General features: G+C 71.0%; 20 protein-coding genes. 4 read left to right on the top strand and 16 right to left on the bottom strand.

Annotated elements, in window-relative coordinates; genetic code table 11:
• Nucleotides 1-125 precede the first annotated feature (125 nt).
• From ABZV34_RS17295 to ABZV34_RS17335, 9 genes are all read right to left on the bottom strand, one after another.
• Nucleotides 126-881 carry a DUF3159 domain-containing protein gene (locus ABZV34_RS17295; RefSeq protein ID WP_356276630.1) on the bottom strand — a complete coding sequence of 252 codons (756 nt, stop codon included), beginning with the start codon at nt 879-881 and terminating at the stop codon, nt 126-128.
• Between the two features lie 3 nt (nt 882-884).
• Nucleotides 885-1,283, bottom strand: a complete 399-nt coding sequence (locus ABZV34_RS17300) for an OB-fold nucleic acid binding domain-containing protein (RefSeq protein WP_148010914.1) — start codon at nt 1,281-1,283, stop codon at nt 885-887.
• A 63-nt stretch (nt 1,284-1,346) separates the two neighbouring features.
• Nucleotides 1,347-2,030, bottom strand: a complete 684-nt coding sequence (locus ABZV34_RS17305) for a response regulator (protein ID WP_356276633.1) — start codon at nt 2,028-2,030, stop codon at nt 1,347-1,349.
• Complete coding sequence (locus ABZV34_RS17310; RefSeq protein WP_356276636.1) at nt 2,027-4,570, bottom strand: sensor histidine kinase KdpD; 2,544 nt, start codon at nt 4,568-4,570, stop codon at nt 2,027-2,029. The genes ABZV34_RS17305 and ABZV34_RS17310 overlap by 4 nt, the downstream gene beginning before the upstream one ends.
• Nucleotides 4,571-4,694: 124 nt before the next feature.
• Entirely contained in the window at nt 4,695-5,387 is a 693-nt protein-coding gene (locus ABZV34_RS17315) for an ABC transporter ATP-binding protein (protein WP_356276639.1), read from the bottom strand.
• A gap of 83 nt (nt 5,388-5,470) precedes the next feature.
• Nucleotides 5,471-6,685 carry an alginate lyase family protein gene (locus ABZV34_RS17320; protein ID WP_356276642.1) on the bottom strand — a complete coding sequence of 405 codons (1,215 nt, stop codon included), beginning with the start codon at nt 6,683-6,685 and terminating at the stop codon, nt 5,471-5,473.
• A gap of 270 nt (nt 6,686-6,955) precedes the next feature.
• On the bottom strand, nt 6,956-7,717 hold the full coding sequence (locus ABZV34_RS17325; RefSeq protein ID WP_356276645.1) for a DUF3710 domain-containing protein: 762 nt from the start codon (nt 7,715-7,717) through the stop codon (nt 6,956-6,958).
• Between the two features lies 1 nt (nt 7,718).
• Nucleotides 7,719-8,234: a dUTP diphosphatase gene (gene dut, locus ABZV34_RS17330; RefSeq protein WP_356276648.1), complete on the bottom strand. Its 516-nt coding sequence runs from the start codon at nt 8,232-8,234 to the stop codon at nt 7,719-7,721.
• Nucleotides 8,231-8,815, bottom strand: a complete 585-nt coding sequence (locus ABZV34_RS17335) for a PaaI family thioesterase (RefSeq protein ID WP_356276651.1) — start codon at nt 8,813-8,815, stop codon at nt 8,231-8,233. The genes dut and ABZV34_RS17335 overlap by 4 nt, the downstream gene beginning before the upstream one ends.
• A 58-nt stretch (nt 8,816-8,873) precedes the next feature.
• On the opposite strand from ABZV34_RS17335, the gene ABZV34_RS17340 reads away from it, so the two are divergent.
• Entirely contained in the window at nt 8,874-9,335 is a 462-nt protein-coding gene (locus ABZV34_RS17340; RefSeq protein ID WP_356276654.1) for a DUF3093 domain-containing protein, read from the top strand.
• 182 nt (nt 9,336-9,517) lie between these two features.
• Here ABZV34_RS17340 and ABZV34_RS17345 read toward each other — a convergent pair whose 3' ends face one another.
• From ABZV34_RS17345 to ABZV34_RS17360, 4 genes are all read right to left on the bottom strand, one after another.
• Nucleotides 9,518-10,489 (bottom strand): hypothetical protein, encoded by a 972-nt coding sequence (locus ABZV34_RS17345; RefSeq protein WP_356276656.1) that lies wholly within the window; start codon nt 10,487-10,489, stop codon nt 9,518-9,520.
• Nucleotides 10,490-10,502: 13 nt separating this feature from the next.
• Entirely contained in the window at nt 10,503-10,799 is a 297-nt protein-coding gene (locus ABZV34_RS17350; RefSeq protein WP_003997302.1) for a DUF4193 domain-containing protein, read from the bottom strand.
• 392 nt (nt 10,800-11,191) lie between these two features.
• The gene (locus ABZV34_RS17355; RefSeq protein WP_356276659.1) at nt 11,192-12,424 is read right to left on the bottom strand and encodes a HAMP domain-containing sensor histidine kinase; all 1,233 of its coding nucleotides are present in this window, start codon (nt 12,422-12,424) and stop codon (nt 11,192-11,194) included.
• 6 nt (nt 12,425-12,430) lie between these two features.
• Nucleotides 12,431-13,084: a response regulator transcription factor gene (locus tag ABZV34_RS17360; RefSeq protein WP_356276662.1), complete on the bottom strand. Its 654-nt coding sequence runs from the start codon at nt 13,082-13,084 to the stop codon at nt 12,431-12,433.
• 416 nt (nt 13,085-13,500) lie between these two features.
• Here ABZV34_RS17360 and ABZV34_RS17365 point away from each other — a divergent pair, with 416 nt between their 5' ends.
• Nucleotides 13,501-13,674, top strand: coding sequence for a hypothetical protein (locus tag ABZV34_RS17365; protein WP_168530603.1), 174 nt, complete (start codon nt 13,501-13,503; stop codon nt 13,672-13,674).
• Nucleotides 13,675-13,771: 97 nt separating this feature from the next.
• On the opposite strand, the gene ABZV34_RS17370 is transcribed toward ABZV34_RS17365, so the two are convergent.
• Both ABZV34_RS17370 and ABZV34_RS17375 read right to left on the bottom strand, forming a co-directional pair.
• Complete coding sequence (locus tag ABZV34_RS17370; RefSeq protein WP_356276665.1) at nt 13,772-14,587, bottom strand: inositol monophosphatase family protein; 816 nt, start codon at nt 14,585-14,587, stop codon at nt 13,772-13,774.
• Entirely contained in the window at nt 14,584-15,765 is a 1,182-nt protein-coding gene (locus ABZV34_RS17375; protein WP_356276668.1) for a ferrochelatase, read from the bottom strand. The genes ABZV34_RS17370 and ABZV34_RS17375 overlap by 4 nt, the downstream gene beginning before the upstream one ends.
• 175 nt (nt 15,766-15,940) lie before the next feature.
• Here ABZV34_RS17375 and ABZV34_RS17380 point away from each other — a divergent pair, with 175 nt between their 5' ends.
• Together ABZV34_RS17380 and ABZV34_RS17385 are read left to right on the top strand one after the other, a co-directional pair.
• Nucleotides 15,941-17,179 carry an MFS transporter gene (locus tag ABZV34_RS17380; protein WP_356276671.1) on the top strand — a complete coding sequence of 413 codons (1,239 nt, stop codon included), beginning with the start codon at nt 15,941-15,943 and terminating at the stop codon, nt 17,177-17,179.
• Nucleotides 17,139-18,458 carry a D-arabinono-1,4-lactone oxidase gene (locus ABZV34_RS17385; protein WP_356276674.1) on the top strand — a complete coding sequence of 440 codons (1,320 nt, stop codon included), beginning with the start codon at nt 17,139-17,141 and terminating at the stop codon, nt 18,456-18,458. Before ABZV34_RS17380 ends, ABZV34_RS17385 begins: the two co-directional genes overlap by 41 nt.
• On the opposite strand, the gene ABZV34_RS17390 is transcribed toward ABZV34_RS17385, so the two are convergent.
• Nucleotides 18,382-19,191 (bottom strand): hypothetical protein, encoded by an 810-nt coding sequence (locus tag ABZV34_RS17390; RefSeq protein ID WP_356276677.1) that lies wholly within the window; start codon nt 19,189-19,191, stop codon nt 18,382-18,384. The genes ABZV34_RS17385 and ABZV34_RS17390 overlap by 77 nt on opposite strands.
• Nucleotides 19,192-19,296 lie beyond the last annotated feature (105 nt).

Consider the following 19,296-nt stretch of genomic DNA (forward strand, 5'->3'; position numbering starts at 1 on the left):
GCGCGCCCATCTACTCCCCCCTTTGGCCGCCCCCGCGGGGGGCCCCACGGGGGGGGGCGGGTCGCGCCCTTATAGTTGTGGGGGCCGCCCGGAGATCTCCGGGCGCCCCACACTCGTACGGGTGACTAGGTGTCGCGGCGGTGACGGCCGGCCGTGGCCTCGGCGTCGTCCTGGGCGAGGGCTGCCTCGCGCTCCTTCTCGGCCTGCTCCTCCGCCTCCATCTCCGCGAACACGTCGATGGGGGCCGGGGCCTTCGCCAGGAACACCCAGGTGAGCCAGACGGCCAGCAGGAACGGCGGGATCTTCAACGCGACCAGGACCCAGCCCAGTTGCGCGGTGTTCGCCCACCAGTAGAGCGGGAAGAGGACCGCGCACTTGGCGAGCAGGATCAGGCCCCAGGCCCAGCTCGCCTTCGCGTACGCCTTCTTGCGGCCCGGGTTGCGGGTACGCCAGGAGAGGTTCTCCTTGAAGACCGGACCGAGGATCAGGCCGATCAGGGGCACACCCGCGAGGGTCGTGACGATGTAGGCGACGGCCAGGCCGAGCGTGTAGAGCATGCCCGGCAGGTAGAAGTCCTTCGCGTTGCCCGTCATCATCGCGAAGACCACGCCGAAGGCGACGCCGAAGACGCCGCTGAAGGCGTGCTTGACGGTGTCGCGCGTGACGAGGCGGACGACGACGAGCAGCAGGGACACCCCGAGGGCGGCGATCGCCGACCAGTGGAGGTCCTTGTTGATCGTGAAGATGGTGACGAAGAGGAGGCCGGGCACCACGGTCTCGACCATGCCCCGCACACCGCCGAACGCCTCGAAGAGCGCGGCCTCCGTCACCGCCCTCGCGTCCTTCTGGGCGTCTTCGGTCGGCTTGTCGAGCGACGTCACCGGCTACTCCCGTCCGAGCGGTCTGAGTTCGTACTTAGGGTTGAACAGCACCCTACGGCCCCGGCTCATCGAGATGCGGCCCGAAGCGATCATCTTGCGCCCCGGCTCGATTCCCACGATGGAGCGCCTGCCGAGCCAGACCACGTCCAGAGCCGCCGAGCCGTCGAACAGCTCGGCCTCCAGCGCCGGGACTCCGGCTCGTGGCCGCAGGGTGACCGTGCGCAAGGTACCAGTAACCGTGACGATCTGCCGGTCGTGGCAGTCACCGATACGGGTGCACCCCGTCGTCTCGGCTTCCTCGCGCAGCTCCTCGGACTCCAGGTCCTCCTGGGACGAGGAGAGCCGGTCTATCATGCGCCGGAACCGGCCCGCCGGCTTTTCGGAACGAGGAACAGCACTCATACCGAAAGCGTACCGGGGCCGCTGACAGCGTCGTACCCGCGAGGCGGCTCTCTCAAGCACCGCTCATCTCTCGAACCGGTAACCCATCCCCGGCTCCGTGACGAAGTGCCGCGGATGCGAGGGATCCGCCTCCAGCTTGCGGCGCAGCTGGGCCATGTAGACCCGCAGATAGTTCGTCTCCGTGCCGTACGAGGGCCCCCACACCTCCTGGAGCAGCTGCTTCTGGCTGACCAGGCGGCCGGTGTTGCGGACCAGGACCTCCAGGAGGTGCCACTCCGTGGGGGTCAGCCGGACGTCGCGTCCGGCGCGGTTGACCTTCTTGGCCGCCAGGTCGACCGTGAAGTCCTCGGTGTCGACGATGACGTCGTCCTCGCCGGACCCGGTGGGCTCGGCGCGGCGGACGGCGGCGCGCAGCCGGGCGAGCAGTTCGTCCATGCCGAAGGGCTTGGTGACGTAGTCGTCGGCACCCGCGTCGAGCGCCTCGACCTTCTCGTCGGAGGAGTGCCGCGCGGAGAGCACCAGGATGGGTACCCGGGTCCAGCCGCGCAGCCCCCTGATGACATCGACGCCGTCCATGTCGGGCAGCCCGAGGTCGAGCACGACCACGTCGGGATGGCGTGCGGCGGCGAGCTGGAGCGCGGTGGCGCCGTCGGGGGCCGCGTCGACCTCGTACTTGCGTGCCTTCAGGTTGATGACGAGGGCTCGGGTGATCTGCGGCTCGTCGTCGACCACGAGAACCCGGGTCATGAGACCTGCCTTTCTGCGACTGCGGGTGAGGTGAGCGGGCCTGGACGGCGGTCCACCGCCCGGACCGTGAGCACCATGGTGAGTCCGCCGCCGGGGGTGTCCTCGGCGTTCAGTGTGCCGCCCATCGACTCGGCGAAGCCACGGGCGACGGCGAGCCCGAGGCCCACTCCGGCGCCGCGCGGGGCGTCGCCGTAGCGCTGGAAGGGCGCGAAGATGCGCTCCTTTGCCTCGTCCGGGACGCCGGGGCCGCGGTCCACCACGCGTACCTCCACGCGGTCGGCGATGGCGCTCGCGGAGACGAGGACCCGGTCGTCGACGGGGCTGTACTTGACGGCGTTCTCGACGAGGTTGGCGACCGCCCGCTCCAGCAGCCCCGCGTCGACGGCGACCATCGGCAGGGCCTCCGGGATCTCCAGGTCCACGCTGTCCTCGGGTACGCCGCCCAGCGCCATCGGCACCACCTCGTCGAGGTCGATCTCCCGGATCAGCGGGGTGACCGTGCCGGTCTGGAGCCGGGACATGTCGAGCAGGTTGCCCACCAGGTGGTCGAGGCGGTCGGCGCCCTCCTCGATCGCCTCCAGGAGCTCCGCCTGGTCCTCCTCCGACCAGGCGACGTCGTCGGACCGCAGTGAGGACACGGCGGCCTTGATCGCGGCCAGCGGGGTACGCAGGTCGTGGCTGACGGCGGCCAGCAGCGCGGTGCGGATGCGGTTGCCCTCGGCCAGCTCCTTGGCCTGGTCGGCCTCGTGCTGGAGGCGCTGGCGGTCCAGCACGACGGCGGCCTGGGCGGCGAAGGCGGCGAGCACCCGGCGGTCGGAGGCGGGCAGCACGCGTCCGGAGAGCGCGAGCGCCATGTGGTCGCCGACCGGCATGTCCACGTCCGCGTCCTCGGGCCTCAGCGGCGACCGCGGCCCCACGCTGCCCGCGCAGGTCCACGGCTCGACGCCGCCCGCCCGCTCCAGCAGCGCGACCGACTCCATCCCGAAGGTCTCCCGGACCCGTTCCAGGAGGGCTTCCAGGCTGGTCTCGCCGCGCAGGACGCTGCCCGCGAGGAAGGACAGGATCTCCGACTCGGCGCGCAGTCTGGCCGCCAGATGGGTACGGCGGGCGGCCAGGTCCACCACGGAGGCCACCGAGACCGCGACACCGACGAAGATCGCGATGGCGACGATGTTCTTGGGGTCCGCGATGGTGAAGCGGTGCAGCGGCGGTGTGTAGAAGTAGTTCAGCAGCAGGGAGCCGAAGGCCGCCGAGGCGAGAGCCGGGAACAGGCCGCCGAGCAGGGCGGCCGCCACCGTCACCGTCAGGAACAGCAGCATGTCGTTGGCGAGGCCGAGGTCGACGTTGTTGAGCAGCACCGCGAGGACCACCGGGCCGCCCAGGCCGATCAGCCAGCCCCAGATGATCCGGGAGCGGCCGAGCCGGGCGCCGCGGGCCGCGGGCAGTCCGCGCCCCTTGGCGACCTCGTCGTGGGTGACGATGTGGACGTCCAGGTCGGGGCCGGACTCGCGGGCGACGGTGGCGCCGACGCCGGGTCCGAAGACGTACTGCCAGGTCTTGCGGCGGGACGAGCCGAGCACGATCTGGGTGGCGTTGACCCCGCGTGCGAAGTCCAGGAGCGAGACGGGGATGTCGTCGCCGATGACGTGGTGGAAGGTGCCGCCGAGGTCCTCGACCAGGGTGCGCTGGACGGCCAGCTCCTTGGGCGAGGCGTTCGTGAGTCCGTCGCTGCGCGCTATGTAGACGGCCATGACCGCGCCGCCCGCGCCCTTCTCGGCCAGCCGCGCGGCACGCCGGATCAGGGTGCGTCCCTCGGGGCCGCCGGTCAGACCCACCACGATCCGTTCGCGCGAGCCCCAGATCTTGGAGACCCGGTGCTCGCTGCGGTACTCGGTCAGGTACTCGTCGACCCGGTCGGCCACCCAGAGCAGGGCCAGCTCACGCAGTGCGGTGAGGTTGCCGGGGCGGAAGTAGTTGGACAGGGCCGCGTCGACCTTGTCGGACTTGTAGATGTTGCCGTGCGCCATACGGCGGCGCAGCGCCGGAGGCGACATGTCGACCAGCTCGATCTGGTCCGCCCGGCGGACGACCTCGTCGGGGACGGTCTCCCGCTGCCGTACGCCGGTTATCGACTCGACGACATCGCCGAGTGACTCCAGGTGCTGGATGTTGACGGTCGAGACGACGTCGATCCCGGCCGCGAGCAGCTCCACCACGTCCTGCCACCGCTTGGCGTTGCGGGAACCGGGCACATTGGTGTGCGCGAGTTCGTCCACCAGGGCGACGGCGGGGGCGCGACGCAGTACGGCGTCGACGTCCATCTCGGTGAAGGAGGAGCCGCGGTAGTCGAGCTCCTTGCGCGGGATCTGCTCCAGACCGTGCAGCATCACCTCGGTGCGCGGCCGGTTGTGGTGCTCCACGAAGGCGACGACGCAGTCGGTGCCGCGCTCCATGCGCCGGTGCGCCTCGGACAGCATCGCGTACGTCTTGCCTACGCCCGGTGCCGCGCCGAGATAGATCCGAAGCTTGCCGCGTCCCATGGCCCCATTGTCTTCCTGTCAATGCTCTGTACGCTGCGTCGACCCTACGGCCCATAATTACGACAAATGGGGCACGGGGTCGACGGCTGACCGTCTTTGACGCAACCCTGATGCGCAGGTCGGGTCAGCGCGCGGCGAGTCTTCCGTCGTTCAGTTCCAGCACCCGGTCGGCCGGGGCCGCCGGGGTGGCGTCACGCACGGCGACCAGGGCTGTCACGTGTTCGTGGCGGGCGACGGCGTGCAGCAGTTCCAGGAGGGCGAGGCCGGTTTCGGTGTCGAGCCCGCTGGTGGGTTCGTCGGCGAGCAGGAGCGCGGGGCGGTTGACGAGGGCGCGCGCGAGGGCCACGCGGCGGCGCTGTCCGGCGGACAGTTCCCCGGGCCGGCATGCCGCGTGACCGGCCAGGCCGACGAGGGAGAGCAGCCGCTCGACACGGTCTCCGCGTTCGTGCGCCGGGGTCCCGTTCAGCCGCGGCGGCAGGGCGACGTTCTCGGCGACGGTGAGGACGGGGACGAGTCCGGCGGACGGGAGGAGGAAGCCGATCCGGTCCCTGCGCAGTTCCAGCAGCGTGTTCTCGTCCAGGGAGGCCGGCTCCAGTCCGTCGACGGTGATCCGCCCGGCATCCGGCTCGTCGAGGCCGCCGACGACGTTGAGGAGCGTGCTTCTGCCCGCCCCGGGGCGGCCCCGCAGGACGACGCACTCGCCGCGCCGCACCTCGAGGGAGACACCGCGCAGCGCGTGTACGGCGGCCGCACCGCCGCCGTATACGTGGTGCACGCTCTCGACGCGTACCGCGGTGTCCGTGGCGACCTGGCTCACGCCTCTCCCGTGCCGGCCGGATGCCTCCCGGCGGGACGTCCGGGCACGCGGTGTCGCACCGGGTGCCCGGACGGGACGGCGGGTCAGCTGGGGTTGTCCCCGTGGGTCAGAGTCTCCCAGGCGACGAACAGGTTGTTGCTGCCGGAAGGCCGGTTCTGTTCGGTCAGCCTCTGGGTGTTGGTCATGGCGATGCCCAGCCGGTTGTGCAGGGCGTTGTAGCCGACCTCGGTGACCGGCCCGAGCCCGAGGGTGAGGGAGCCTCCGCACAGTGAGCTCGGTACCGCCTCGCCCAGCTGGTACTTCGACTGGAAGCCGAGCGCCTGGCGCAGCCGCTCGCCGACGTCCGTGCCGTAGAGGTCCGCGCCCTGGATGCGGCTGGTCTCGGCGATGTGCGAGATGGCCGAGATGCCGTATCCGGTGTGGGTGAAGTCGCGGCAGGTCTCCTGGGTGAGTCCGGTGACGAAGGTGGACTGACCCTGCCAGTAGCCGACGATCTTCGCCTTGGTGTCGAGGTTCTGGCTCGGCACGGTCTTGGGCAGGCCGCCGTCGGAGGCGAGGTAGACGTACGCGGCCGTCCGGGTCCGGAACTTCGCCATGGCCTTGTCGTACGAGGTCTTGTCCTCCAGGAAGACGGAGATGCCGACGGCGGCCTCCATCATCGACAGCTCCCAGTTCCCGTTGGAGTTGGAGCCGTTGATCACCTCGGGCAGATAGACGGTGCGCAGCATGGTCGAGAAACGCCCGGAGTTGGCCCAGGTGCCGGTGTACGTGTACTTGATGATCTCGGCGGCCTTGGGCCAGGAGGAGCCCGCCCAGCCGGTCTGCAGGGGCGCGTTGCTGTTGGTGTGCTCCTTGATGACGGCCGACCAGGCGTCCATGAGCTCGATGGACTTCTTCGCGTACCGGTCGTCGCGGGTGATGTACCAGGCGAGGGCGTCGGTGTACGCGGCGATCGCGTCCTCGCGCTCGTCGGTGCAGCCGTAGTTGGGATTGGAGTACGAGCCGCACTCCACGGTCGCGCGGGGCTTGGCGGTGCGGGTCAGCGAGGCGTACTTGCTCGCCATCATCTGGTCGTACGCGCCTTTCCAGGGCTGGGCTCCCGCGTTGACCTTGGTGCGGGTGAAGTCCAGTTGCGCCTGGGAGACGGTGACTCCGGGGTGCGCGAAGGCGGCGGGGGCGGCGTCGGCACGGTGGGCGGCGGGCCAGGCGAGGAGGCCGGAGACCAGGGCGGCCGTCGCGGCGACGGCGAGGAGGGTGGTGCGTGGCCGGCGGCGATGACGTGCGGGGGCGTCGAGCATGTGGGGGACATCCGTTCTCGTATGTGAACGACACACTGGTTTCTGAACACGCGCGCTGGCCGGTGACCATAGGTACGGACCAGCCTTCCGTCAAGAGCCGAAGAAGGACGCGCAGTTCAACTGCCGTTCATGGATGAGAACTTGCCGCAGGGGGACAGTCGCCGACTCACGGGCACCCGTGCGCCCAGGGCCCCGCTCGCACACGGAGAAAGGGCCGCACCCCCTGCCGGGGGTGCGGCCCTTCCGTCCGTTCTCTGTGCGCGCCGGTGGCTAGCGGACCTCGGTGATCTCCGGTCCGCGCTGCAGCTGGCCCATGCCTCCGGAGAAGCGGGAACCCTCCTGCTCCTCCTGCTGGACACCCTCGGCCACCATCTGCGCGTCGTCCGGCAGCTTCAGGACGATCGGGTCACGGGGGGCCATCGGGCCCTCGCCGCGCACGACGACCGTGTCCCTGAAGATCTGCTCCAGCAACCCCGCGGCCTGCGGCTGCACCGCGCCCTGCCCGGAGATCACTCCGCGCAGGAACCAGCGGGGGCCGTCCACACCGACGAACCGCACGACCTGGAAACCGCCGGTGCCGTCCGGCAGCTGCACCGGCACCTGTGCCCGCAGCTCCCAGCCCAGCGGGCCTTCGACCTCGTCGATGACACCACCCTGCTGGGTGATGCCGGAGGCGATCTCCTCCCGCACCTCGCCCCAGATGCCCTCGCGCTTGGGAGCGGCGAAGGCCTGCAGCTGCACGGCGCTGTCCTTGAGGACGACGGTGGCCGCGACGATCGCGTCGCCCGCGACCTCGACCCGCAGCTCCATGCCGTCGACTCCGGGGACCAGGAGACCTCCCAGGTCCACCCGGCCCTCGGCGGGCTCCCGCACCTCCGAGTCGTCCCAGGGTCCGTCGGGTCGCGGCTCGGGCTCGAGCCTCACGCGCTCCCGCTCCGCCTCGTCCGTCTCAGTGTCGACTCCGTCGACGACCTGCTCGGCCTCGCCCGCCGCGTCCTCGGCGGCACTGCCCTTCTTGCGACGTCCGAACACGTCACTGTCCTTCCCGGTCGGATACGACCGAAGCGTATCGATTCCCACCCGTTGTGCCGCCCACGGCGGCATGACCGCCGGTGGACCCGAGGCCCCCTGCGGCCCGCGCCGAGCCGGGAAGCTCCGCCACCTCTTGGAAGCGGACCTTCTCGACCTGCTGGACGACCAGTTGGGCAATCCGGTCGAAGCGCTCGAACCGCACGGACTCGTACGGGTCGAGATTCACCACGATCACCTTGATCTCCCCACGGTACCCGGCATCAACCGTCCCCGGGGCATTCACGAGGGCGACACCGCAGCGGGCGGCGAGCCCGGAACGCGGGTGCACGAAGGCCGCGTACCCCTCCGGCAGCGCGATGGACACTCCGGTGGGCAGAACGGCACGTTCACCCGGCTTCAGTTCACGCTCCTCGGTGGTGCGCAGATCGGCACCGGCGTCACCGGGGTGCGCATATTCGGGAAGCGGGACTTCCGGATCTACGCGCCGGATCAGCACGTCCACGGGATGACGGGTCACGGGTTCACCTCGAAGGCACGGACACGGCGGTTCCGGTCCGGGTCGTCCATGGCGGCCCGGATCTCCTCCGGGCGGCCGTTGTCGATGAAGTGGTCGACCTTGACCTCGATGAAGAGGGCGTCGGCACGGACGGCCAGGGGCCCCTCGGGCCCGCCGATCCGGCCGGTGGCGGTCGAGTAGATCTTGCGGCCTGCCACCGCGGTGACCTCGGCCTCCAGGTACAGCACGGTGCCCACGGGGACCGGCCGTACGAAGTCGGTCTCCAGACGGCCGGTGACGGCGATGACACGCAGCAGCCAGTTGAGCGAGCCGAGCGTCTCGTCGAGCGCCGTGGCCAGCACACCGCCGTGCGCGAGCCCGGGAGCCCCCTGGTGGGCGGGCCGTACGGTGAACTCCGCCGTGATCCTGACGCCCTCACCGGCACGGGCCGCCAGATTCAGTCCGTGCGGCTGCTGACCGCCGCACCCGAAACACTGTTCGTAGTGCGCACCGAGGAGCTCGCCGGGGGCGGGCGCGTCGGGGTGCCGCGCCGGCACGACGGCGTCGGGGGGAGGCTTCAGGGCCGTGGAAGTACCACTCACAGGCGCAGACCTTACCCGCGCGTCGGCGGGGCGTACGCACCGTGCCAAGCTTGGCACCATGCAGCTCTCCGCCTCCCCGTACGAAGAACGCCTCACCGCGCCCCGCAGCTGGTGGGCGGTCTGCTTGCTGGCCGGGTTCGCGCTGGCCCTGGTCTTCCTCCCCTTCGGGACGCTGCCCCTGCTGGGCGGCCTGGTCGGCGGCACCGCGGTCTCGGCCGTCGTGGCCAGCTCGTACGGTTCGGTCCGCATCCGTGTCGTCGGCGACTCGCTGATCGCGGGCGAGGCCCGGATCCCGGTCGCCGCCCTGGGCGACGCCGAGATCCTGGACCAGGAGGAGGCGCGCGCCTGGCGTACGCACAAGGCGGACACCCGTGCCTTCATGCTTCTGCGGTCCTACATCCCCACGGCCCTGCGCGTGCAGGTCACGGACCCGGCCGACCCGACCCCGTACCTGTACCTGTCGACGCGGGAGCCGGAGCGTCTGAGGGCGGCCCTGGAGACGGCGCGGGCGGCGGCCTGACCCCCGCGCCCGGGCAGCGGCGGCCTGGCCACGCACCCGGGTCAGGGCGCGGGACGGCGCCGTCTCCCCCGAGGCGCGGACGGCGTCGGCGCCTGAACGGTGCCCGGGACCTGAAGCGGTGCCGGGACCGAACCGGTGCCGGGAGCGCAGCCGCGCCACCAGCGGGCGGTACGGGGGTCTGATCAGGGCCCCAGCTCCTTGGGGATCTCCCCCATCCGCAGCGGATCCGCCGGTTTCTCCAGGGGCGGCAGTTCGGGCAGCTCGGCCCAGGGCACCTGGTTTCTGCGGAGGTCCTTGCGGATGCGCGACGCGAGACGTTTGGTGTCCCGGCGGTTCATGACCGCCCCGACCGCGGCGCCGACCATGAAGGGCATCAGGTTCGGCAGGTCGCGGACCGTGCGCTTCATGATCTGCTGGCGCAGCTCGCGCTTCATCTGGCCGCCCAGCGCGGCGTTGAGGGTCGACGGCTTGGTCACGTCGATCCCGCGCTCGGAGGACCACGAGTTCAGGTAGGCGGTGCTGCGCTGGGGAAGGGTGCCCGGCGGTCGCAGGCCGTAGACCTCGTGGAGCTCGGCGATCAGCTTCAGCTCGATCGCGGCGACCCCGGTGATCTCGGCGGCGAGTTCCGTGGGCATCGCGGGCGGTACCGGCAGCATGGCGGCCGCGCCGATTCCGGCGCCCACCGTGGACGTCGCGTTGGCCGCGCCCGCGACGATCTTGTCGGCGAGTTGCTCGGCGTCGAGGCCGGGGAACTGCCGGCGGAGGGTCGCGAGGTCCCGTACCGGGACACGGGGCGCGATGTCGATGATCCGGTCGGCGAGGTGGGCCAGGCCCGCCCTGGCCGCGCTGCCGCTCTTGCGTACGCCCTTCCTGACCCCGTCCCGAACGGCCGCCGCACGGCCGCCTGCGGCGGGCGCGGGGGCGTCCGTGTGCACCTGGTCCTCACCCGGTGCGGGGGTGCCGGCCGGCGATGGGTCACCGGCCCGCGTGGAGGCGCCTGTCGGCGCTGTGGCGGGCGCCGGGTCGAGCGAGGCTGATCCTGGTCGGGAAGAGCCCCGCTCGTCGTCACGCACGCCTTCAGGGCCCTGTGACGGCCCTTCGTCCGCGTCCCTGTGGAGGAAGCGGCGCTTCCAAGGAGGGGTCGAGCCAGTCACGGCCGACCCTGCCTCAGTCGCAGTCGCGGCAGATCGGCTGACCGTTCTTCTCGCGGGCCAGCTGGCTGCGGTGGTGCACCAGGAAGCAGCTCATGCAAGTGAACTCGTCCTGCTGCTTGGGCAGTACCCGGACGGCCAACTCCTCGTTCGAGAGGTCGGCCCCGGGCAGTTCCAGGCCTTCTGCGGCCTCGAACTCGTCTACGTCGACAGACGACGTGGACTTGTCGTTCCGGCGAGCCTTCAGTTCTTCAAGGCTGTCCGAGTCGACGTCGTCGTCGGTCTTGCGTGGGGTGTCGTAATCCGTTGCCATGTCGCTCTCCCCCTCTGGGTGTCTTCGGTGTCTCAGCGCACGTAACGCGTGAGAGGCCGGACTTGTGCCCGACCTGAGGCGGAGATTTTGCCTCACATCAAGGTCTGTTACTCAATCGACACCCAACCGGACTCCTGAAAGGTGATCGGCTTGGATGGCGATGCGGACCGTACACGGTCTGAAGGTCGCACTTCAAAGGCGTCCCACCGTGTACTTCCCGTGATCAAGACCCCCGAAAACCCGGATTTTCCCGGCTTTCCGGCAGCTTGTGCGACCACGGAGAGTAGATGGCCGGAATATCGCCCTTGTGATCGATCACACACGGGCCTCCCGGACGGGGGACCAGAAAATTCCGCGCAAAGCGAACATCCTCGTGTGTGGGGGTCATGCTCTCAGATCGGAAGGGTGACGCGCATCACGAGACCACCTCCCTCCCGCGGTTCCGCGGCGATGTGACCCCCGTGGGCACGGGCCACCGACCGGGCGATCGACAGGCCGAGGCCCACGCCCTTGTCACTGCCCGTGCGCTCCGTGCGCAGCCGCCGGAAAGGCTCGAAAAGATTGTCGATCTCGTACGCGGGAACCACCGGTCCTGTGTTCGAGACCAGCATGACCGCGTGACCGTGCTGGACGAGCGTCGTGACCTCGACCCAGCCGCCCTCCGGCACGTTGTACCGCACCGCGTTCTGGACGAGGTTCAGCGCGATCCGCTCCAGCAGGACGCCGTTGCCCTGGACGACCGCCGCGGCGCGCTCCCCGCGGATCCGCACGCCCTTGGCCTCGGCCTCGCCGTGCACCTGGTCGACGGCCTGCGAGGCGACCTCGGCGAGGTCGACGGGCTTGCGCTCCACGATCTGGTTGTCGCTGCGGGCGAGCAGCAGCAGGCCCTCCACGAGCTGCTCACTGCGCTCGTTCGTGGCGAGCAGCGTCTTGCCGAGCTGCTGGAGTTCGACCGGCGCGCCGGGGTCGGAGAGATGGACCTCCAGGAGCGTGCGGTTGATCGCGAGCGGGGTGCGCAGCTCGTGCGAGGCGTTGCCGACGAACCGCTGCTGGGCGGTGAAGGCCCGCTGGAGCCGCTCCAGCATGTCGTCGAAGGTGTCCGCCAGCTCCTTCAGCTCGTCGTCCGGGCCGTCCAGCTCGATCCGCCGGGACAGGTCCGAGCCCGCCACCGCGCGCGCGGTGCGGGTGATCCGGCCGAGCGGCGAGAGCACCCGGCCCGCCATCGCGTAGCCGAAGGCGAAGGCGATGATGGCGAGGCCGAGCAGCGCGAGCAGGGAGCGGCTGAGCAGGTCGTCCAGAGCGTGCTGACGCTGCTGGTTGACGCAGACGTTCATCGCGTCGTTGAGCTCGTTCGGCGACGGCTTGTACGGGAAGTTGCACGTGCTGCTTCCCACCTGGCCCGAGAGGATCGTGAACGGAAGCCGGCTGCCCGCGTTCAGCGCCTGCGCGGCGAGCAGGTAGATGATCGACAGCAGCATGATGCCGGCGATCAGGAACATGCCGCCGTAGAGCAGCGTGAGCCGTATGCGGATGGTCGGGCGCAGCCAGGGGAACGGGGGCTCCGTCCGCCGGGGGTCCCAGGTGGGCTTCGGAGGCGCCGTCGAAGGCGCGGGCGTCGTGGCCACCGCCGGTCAGATCCGGTACCCGGAGCCGGGCACGGTGACGATGACCGGGGGCTCGCCGAGTTTGCGGCGCAGGGTCATCACGGTCACGCGCACGACGTTGGTGAAGGGGTCCGTGTTCTCGTCCCAGGCCTTCTCCAGGAGCTGTTCGGCGGAGACGACGGCGCCCTCGCTGCGCAGCAGCACCTCCAGGACGGCGAACTCCTTGGGCGCGAGCTGGACCTCCTTGCCGTCGCGGAAGACCTCGCGGCGGTTGGGGTCGAGCTTGATCCCGGCGCGCTCGAGGACGGGCGGCAGCGGCATGCTCGTACGGCGCCCGAGGGCACGTACGCGTGCCGTCAGCTCGCTGAAGGCGAACGGCTTGGGGAGGTAGTCGTCGGCGCCGATCTCCAGGCCCTCGACGCGGTCGCTGACGTCGCCGGAGGCGGTCAGCATCAGGACGCGGGTGGGCATGCCCAGCTCGACGATCCTGCGGCAGACGTCGTCCCCGTGCACGAGTGGGAGGTCGCGGTCGAGGACGACCACGTCGTAGTCGTTGACGCCGACGCGCTCCAGGGCGGCCGCGCCGTCGTACACGACGTCGACGGCCATGGCCTCCCGGCGCAGTCCGGTGGCCACCGCATCGGCGAGCAGCTGCTCGTCCTCGACGACGAGTACGCGCACGTCGCTTGTCCTTCCTCTGTCCACCCGCGCAGCGCCTCCTCGGCGCGCGCGGGTGGGGGGTCCGTCTCGGGTAAGACCTCCATCCTGCCTTTTTCGGCCGTAAACCGGCTGTAAGGCGGGTGAGAGGGCGTCCGTTGCGGGGGTTCGGGGCCCCGGGAATGCGGGATTTCCTCCTCGGGTTGAGGTTTCCACGGAAGAGAGCGGGGGGAGGACGGATTTACACCCCGCGATCACGCTCTGCATGTGGCAAGCCACCTTGTGGTACGTCCAACCGCTTCCGCAGAGCGGGCGTGGGTGTCCGGCACCGTCGCCGCCCAGCCCGGGCAGCGCTGGGCACCCTCTGGAGACGTGATCGCCCCTTCCCACCGGCACACCCCCGTGCCATCGACCCACGACCCAGGACGAGGGGGCGCAGCATGGACGCATTCACCGCAGGACTTCTGCAGCGCATAAAGGCGACCGAGTCCGACCTGACGCGGGCTCGCGAGACAGGCGACGACTTCCTCGCGGAGGTCGAGCAGGCCGAGCTCGAGGACCTTCGTCGCCTCGCCGCCGAGCACGGTGTGGAGGTCGGCGCGACGCGCGTCTGATCAGTTCGTACGCGAGCGGGGCCCCGGTGTCGATCCAGTACCGGGGCCCCGCTTCGTCCGTCGTCGCGGGGACGGCGCCTGTCCCGCTCGGACACCGTCAGTCGTGCCAGGCGCCGAACTCCTCCAGGAGCCGCTGGAGGGGCTCGAAGACTCCCGGTGACGCCGCCACAGCCAGCTCCCGCGCGGGCCGCTCTCCGGGGCGCCCACCGGTCAGGGCGCCCGCCTCGCGGGCGATCAGGTCGCCCGCCGCGAGGTCCCAGGGGTGGAGGCCGCGCTCGTAGTAGCCGTCGAGGCGGCCCGCCGCGACGTCGCACAGGTCGACCGCCGCGGAGCCGGAGCGCCGGATGTCGCGCACCAGCGGGATCAGCCGCTGGGCGACGTCGGCCTGGTGGACCTTGACCTCGCTCACGTAGTTGAAGCCGGTCGACACCAGGGCCTCGTCCAGGGGAGGCGAGGGACGGCAGGTCAGCCGGCGCTCGCCGACCCAGGCGCCGGTGGCCCGGGCGCCCCGGCCCCGCACGGCGCTGTAGGTCTCGCCGCGCATCGGTGCCGCGACGACCCCGACGACGGTCTCGCCGTCCTGTTCGGCCGCGATGGACACCGCCCAGGTCGGCAGCCCGTAGAGGTAGTTCACGGTGCCGTCGAGCGGGTCCACGACCCAGCGGATGCCGCTGGTGCCCTCGCTGGCGGCGCCCTCCTCGCCGAGGAAGCCGTCGTGCGGGCGGTACTGGGAGATCAGGTCGGTGATGAGCTTCTCGGCGGCGATGTCCATCTCGGTGACGACGTCGATCGGGCTGGACTTGGTGGCGGCGACCGTGAGGTCGGCCGGGCGCCCGTCGCGCAGCAGCTCGCCGGCACGGCGGGCGGCGTCGTGCGCGAGCTGGAGCAGTTGGGTGTGCAGGGGCTCGATCACGGGGCTCCTCGGGAGATGTCGTCTGGATCAGGCCGGCGGGACGACATCCCCTGGGCGTACGGGCTGTCGGCGCCCGCGGCGGCGGGCTTGGGGGCACGGGCGGGGCAGCAGCCCACCGGGCACAGGTCCCGGCTCGGGCCGAGGGTGCCGAGGACACAGGGGGCCGGCCGCCGCCCGCTCTCGGTCGCGGCGCGTTCCAGGACGAGGTCGCGGACCGCGGCGGCGAACCGGGGGTCGGCACCGACGGTCGCCGAGCGGCGCACCGGCAGCCCGAGCTCCGCCGCCTTGGCCGTGGCCTCCGTGTCGAGGTCGTACAGCACCTCCATGTGGTCCGAGACGAACCCGATGGGGGCCATCACGACGGCCGGGACCCCGGCGCCGTGCAGCTCCTCCAGGTGGTCGCAGATGTCGGGCTCCAGCCAGGGGATGTGCGGGGCGCCGGAGCGCGACTGGTAGACGAGCCGCCAGGGGTGCTCGGTCCCGGTCTCCTCGCGCACGGCGTCGGCGATCAGCCGCGCCACGTCCAGGTGCTGCCCGACGTAGGCGCCGCCGTCGCCGTGGTCCTCGACGGGGCCGGAGGTGTCGGCCGCGGCGTCCGGGATCGAGTGGGTCGTGAAGGCGAGATGCGCGCCCTCCCGTACGTCCTCGGGCAGGTCGGCGAGGGACTTCAGGACGCCGTCGATCATGGGGCGCACGAACCCCGGGTGGTTGAAGTAGTGCCGCAGTTTGTCCACCCGGGGCGGCCGCAGGCCCTCGGCCTCCAGCGCGGCCAGGGACTCGGCGAGGTTCTCGCGGTACTGGCGGCAGCCCGAGTAGGAGGCGTAGGCGCTGGTGGCGAGGACGAGGACGCGGCGGCGGCCGTCGGCGGTCATCTCCCGCAGGGTGTCGGTCAGGTAGGGCGCCCAGTTGCGGTTGCCCCAGTACACGGGGAGGTCCAGGGCATGCTCCGCGAAGTCCTTGCGGAGGGCGTCGAGCAGGGCGCGGTTCTGGTCGTTGATGGGACTGACCCCGCCGAACAGGAAGTAGTGCCGGCCCACTTCCTTGAGCCGCTCCTTGGGGATGCCTCGCCCACGCGTCACGTTCTCCAGGAACGGAACCACGTCGTCCGGGCCTTCGGGGCCGCCGAACGAGAGCAGGAGCAGGGCGTCGTAGGGGCGGGCGTCGAGCGCATCTGGCATGCGTCCGATCCTGCCATCCGCCGCTGACGGCGGGACAACGGCCACGGCCGGGGCGGACCCGAGGAGTGCATTAGGGTCACCTAACCCGTAAGCTGTATCGGCTACCTTCACGCCTTACCGGAGTTCGGACGCCCGTGGTGACCGGGTGGCCGGGCCGAGCCCACCGGAGACGCCCGTGCCCAGCCCGTACAGCGCCCTGTTCGCCGCCCCCGGCTCCAAGGGCTTCTCCGTCGCGGGCTTCCTCGGCCGGATGCCGCTGTCGATGATGGGCATCGGCGTGGTGACCATGATCTCCCAGCTCACCGGGCGCTACGGGCTCGCGGGCGCGCTGTCGGCGACCATGGCGCTGGCGGCCGCGGCGCTGGGTCCGCAGGTCTCCCGGATGGTGGACCGGTACGGGCAGCGCCGGGTGCTGCGCCCTGTCACCCTGTTCGCGCTGGCCGCGTCCGCCGGGCTGCTGCTCGCCGCGCACTTCGACTGGCCGGACTGGGTGCTGTTCCTCTCCGCGGCCGGGATCGGCTGCGTGCCCAGCATGGGCGCGATGGTCCGGGCCCGCTGGGCCGCCCTCTACCGCGACACCCCGCAGTTGCACACCGCGTACTCGTTCGAGTCCGTGGTCGACGAGGTCTGCTTCATCTTCGGGCCGATCCTCTCGATCGGTCTGTCCACGGTGTGGTTCCCCGAGGCCGGACCACTGCTCGCGGCCTGCTTCCTGGCGGTCGGTGTCTTCTGGCTGACGGCCCAGCGGGCCACCGAACCCGTGCCGCATCCGCGCGAGCAGCACAGCCGCGGCTCGGCGATGAGCTCGGCCGGCCTCCAGGTCCTGGTGGCCACCTTCGTCGCCACGGGGGCGATCTTCGGGGCCGTCGACGTGGTCACCGTGGCCTTCGCCGAGGAGCAGGGGCACAAGGGTGCCGCGAGCGTCGTCCTGGCGCTCTACGCCGCCGGCTCCTGCCTGGCGGGGGCCGTGTTCGGGCTGTTGCGCTTCAAGGGCTCGGCCGAAGCCCGGTGGCTGCTGGGCGTATGTGCGATGGCCGTGAGTATGATCCCCCTCCTACTGGTCGGAAACTTGCCGTTCCTGGCCGTGGCGCTGTTCGTTGCGGGGCTGTCCATCGCTCCCACGATGATCACGACGATGTCCCTCATCGAACAGCACGTACCACGCGCGAAACTGACCGAGGGCATGACCTGGGTGAGCACCGGACTCGCGGTCGGGGTCGCGCTCGGCTCCTCCGTGGCCGGCTGGGTGATCGACGCCGCCGGCGCCAAGGCCGGGTACGGGGTTCCGGCGGTGTCCGGGGCCGTCGCGGTCGCGGTCGGTTTCCTCGGGTATCGCCGGCTCAACAGGCCGGTTCCGCAGCGGGAGGGGACCCATGAGCACCACAGTGAGCGGGAAGAGCGGCACGTGGCGTAACTGGGCGGGGAACGTCACCGCCCGTCCCGTACGGGAGGTCACCCCCGCCTCGGTCGAAGAGCTCTCCGCGGCCATACGCGCGGCCGCGGACGAGGGCCTGAAGGTGAAGGCCGTCGGAACCGGACACTCCTTCACCGCCGCCGCCGCGACCGACGGCGTACTGATCCGCCCTCAGCTGCTGACCGGCATCCGCGCCCTCGACCGCGAGGCCGGCACCGTCACCGTCGAGGCGGGCACCCCGCTCAAGCGCCTCAACATGGCCCTCGCGCGCGAGGGCCTGTCGCTCACGAACATGGGCGACATCATGGAGCAGACGGTGTCGGGGGCGACCAGCACCGGAACGCACGGCACGGGGCGCGACTCGGCCTCACTCGCCGCCCAGATCAAGGGCCTTGAGCTGGTCACCGCGGACGGCTCGGTCCTGACCTGCTCGGAGAAGGAGAACCCGGAGGTCTTCGCGGCCGCCCGGGTCGGCATAGGTGCCCTGGGGGTCGTCACGGCGATCACCCTCTCCGTGGAGCCCCTTTTCCTGCTCACGGCCCGCGAGGAGCCGATGACCTTCGACCGGGTCACCGCCGACTTCGACGAACTGTTCGCCGAGAACGAGCACTTCGAGTTCTACTGGTTCCCCCACACCGGCAGCTGCAACACCAAGCGCAACAACCGCAGCGCCGGTCCCGAGAGGCCCGTCGGGCGGCTCGGCGGCTGGATCGAGGACGAGTTCCTCTCCAACGGCGTCTTCCAGGTGGCCAATCTGCTCGGCCGCGCCGCGCCCGCCGCCATCCCGGCGATCGCGAAGGTCTCCAGCCGCGCGCTCTCCGCGCGGACCTACACCGACATCCCCTACAAGGTCTTCACCTCCCCGCGCCGGGTGCGCTTCGTGGAGATGGAGTACGCGGTCGCACGCGAGGCCCTCGTCGACACACTGCGCGAGCTGAAGACGATGGTGGACCGTTCCTCCCTGCGGGTCAGTTTCCCCGTCGAGGTGCGCACCGCCCCCGCGGACGACATCACGCTCTCCACCGCGTCCGGCCGGGAGACCGCCTACATCGCCGTACACATGTTCCGGGGCACGCCCTACCAGGCGTACTTCACCGCGGCAGAGCGGATCTTCACGGCGCACGAGGGCCGCCCGCACTGGGGCAAGGTGCACACGCGGGACGCGGAGTACTTCTCCCGGGTGTACCCGCGCTTCGGCGAGTTCACGGCGTTGCGGGATCGGCTGGACCCGGATCGGCGCTTCGGGAATGACTACCTGCGTCGGGTGCTGGGCTCGTAGACGCGCTCGGCGCCGGGGTCTCGTCCGGCGTCCGAGGGCCGGCGCTGGAACCCGGGGTCGGCGTGGGAGTCGTCACCCCGCCCCCACCGCTCGTCGTGCCGGAGCCGTCACCCGAACCGGGGGCCGAGGGCTGCCGGGAGGATCCGGTGGGGGATGTCGTACCCGGAGTGCCGGACTCCGGCGCCGGCCGGTCCGGGCCCGCGCCCGACCGGCCGGCGCCGGAGCCGCTCCCCTGGAAGGCGTCACCGACGGTGGTGCTCCTCCCGTCCCCGCTGAAGCTCTGCCCGGAGACCAGTTCGTACGTGGTGACGCCGGCCATGGTGACGCCGAAGACGAACGCCGCGGCGACCAGCGGCCGCTTCCAGCTCCTGACCCGGGCGCGGTAGACCGTCCCTTCGCCGAACTCCCCCGGCACGGACGGGGTGAACTCCCCCGGCACCGGCGCCGGCCGGAGCCCCGGCCGGGCCGGTTTCACCTGGACTCCCACGTCGCGTATCTGTTCGCCGGTGCGCCTGAAGAAGTGCTGGAAGACGGTGCCGCCGCAGGTGGCGACGACACTGACCAGACCCGCGCCCAGGATCGTCCCGTAGACACCGAAGTAGGAGGCGAGTTTCGCGGCCACCACGGCGGCCACCGCGCCGCCCGCCACTTGCGGAAGGCTCAGATCCAGCCGTTTCCGCCCGGCCTCCGCCTCGGCACTCGCGTCTTCCCCGGAACCCGGCACTCCACGCATACCCGGACCTTGCCTGCCTTTCCCGTACTTGGTCGACCTACCGCACAAGAAAGGACGGCTGAAGGAAACCTTTAGTTCCGTTTCCGCCGGTTACGTGAAGTACGC

The sequence above is a fragment of the Streptomyces sp. NPDC005195 genome, assembly GCF_040608315.1.
Taxonomy (GTDB): domain Bacteria; phylum Actinomycetota; class Actinomycetes; order Streptomycetales; family Streptomycetaceae; genus Streptomyces; species Streptomyces kaempferi.

Excerpts from the sequence above, each read along its gene's own strand:
- ABZV34_RS17300 (WP_148010914.1), bottom strand. The coding sequence starts at position 1,283 with ATGAGTGCTGTTCCTCGTTCCGAAAAGCCGGCGGGCCGGTTCCGGCGC.
- ABZV34_RS17305 (WP_356276633.1), bottom strand. The coding sequence starts at position 2,030 with ATGACCCGGGTTCTCGTGGTCGACGACGAGCCGCAGATCACCCGAGCC.
- ABZV34_RS17310 (WP_356276636.1), bottom strand. The coding sequence starts at position 4,570 with ATGGGACGCGGCAAGCTTCGGATCTATCTCGGCGCGGCACCGGGCGTA.
- ABZV34_RS17320 (WP_356276642.1), bottom strand. The coding sequence starts at position 6,685 with ATGCTCGACGCCCCCGCACGTCATCGCCGCCGGCCACGCACCACCCTC.
- ABZV34_RS17340 (WP_356276654.1), top strand. The coding sequence starts at position 8,874 with ATGCAGCTCTCCGCCTCCCCGTACGAAGAACGCCTCACCGCGCCCCGC.
- ABZV34_RS17350 (WP_003997302.1), bottom strand. The coding sequence starts at position 10,799 with ATGGCAACGGATTACGACACCCCACGCAAGACCGACGACGACGTCGAC.
- ABZV34_RS17365 (WP_168530603.1), top strand. The coding sequence starts at position 13,501 with ATGGACGCATTCACCGCAGGACTTCTGCAGCGCATAAAGGCGACCGAG.
- ABZV34_RS17375 (WP_356276668.1), bottom strand. The coding sequence starts at position 15,765 with ATGCCAGATGCGCTCGACGCCCGCCCCTACGACGCCCTGCTCCTGCTC.
- ABZV34_RS17385 (WP_356276674.1), top strand. The coding sequence starts at position 17,139 with ATGAGCACCACAGTGAGCGGGAAGAGCGGCACGTGGCGTAACTGGGCG.
- ABZV34_RS17390 (WP_356276677.1), bottom strand. The coding sequence starts at position 19,191 with ATGCGTGGAGTGCCGGGTTCCGGGGAAGACGCGAGTGCCGAGGCGGAG.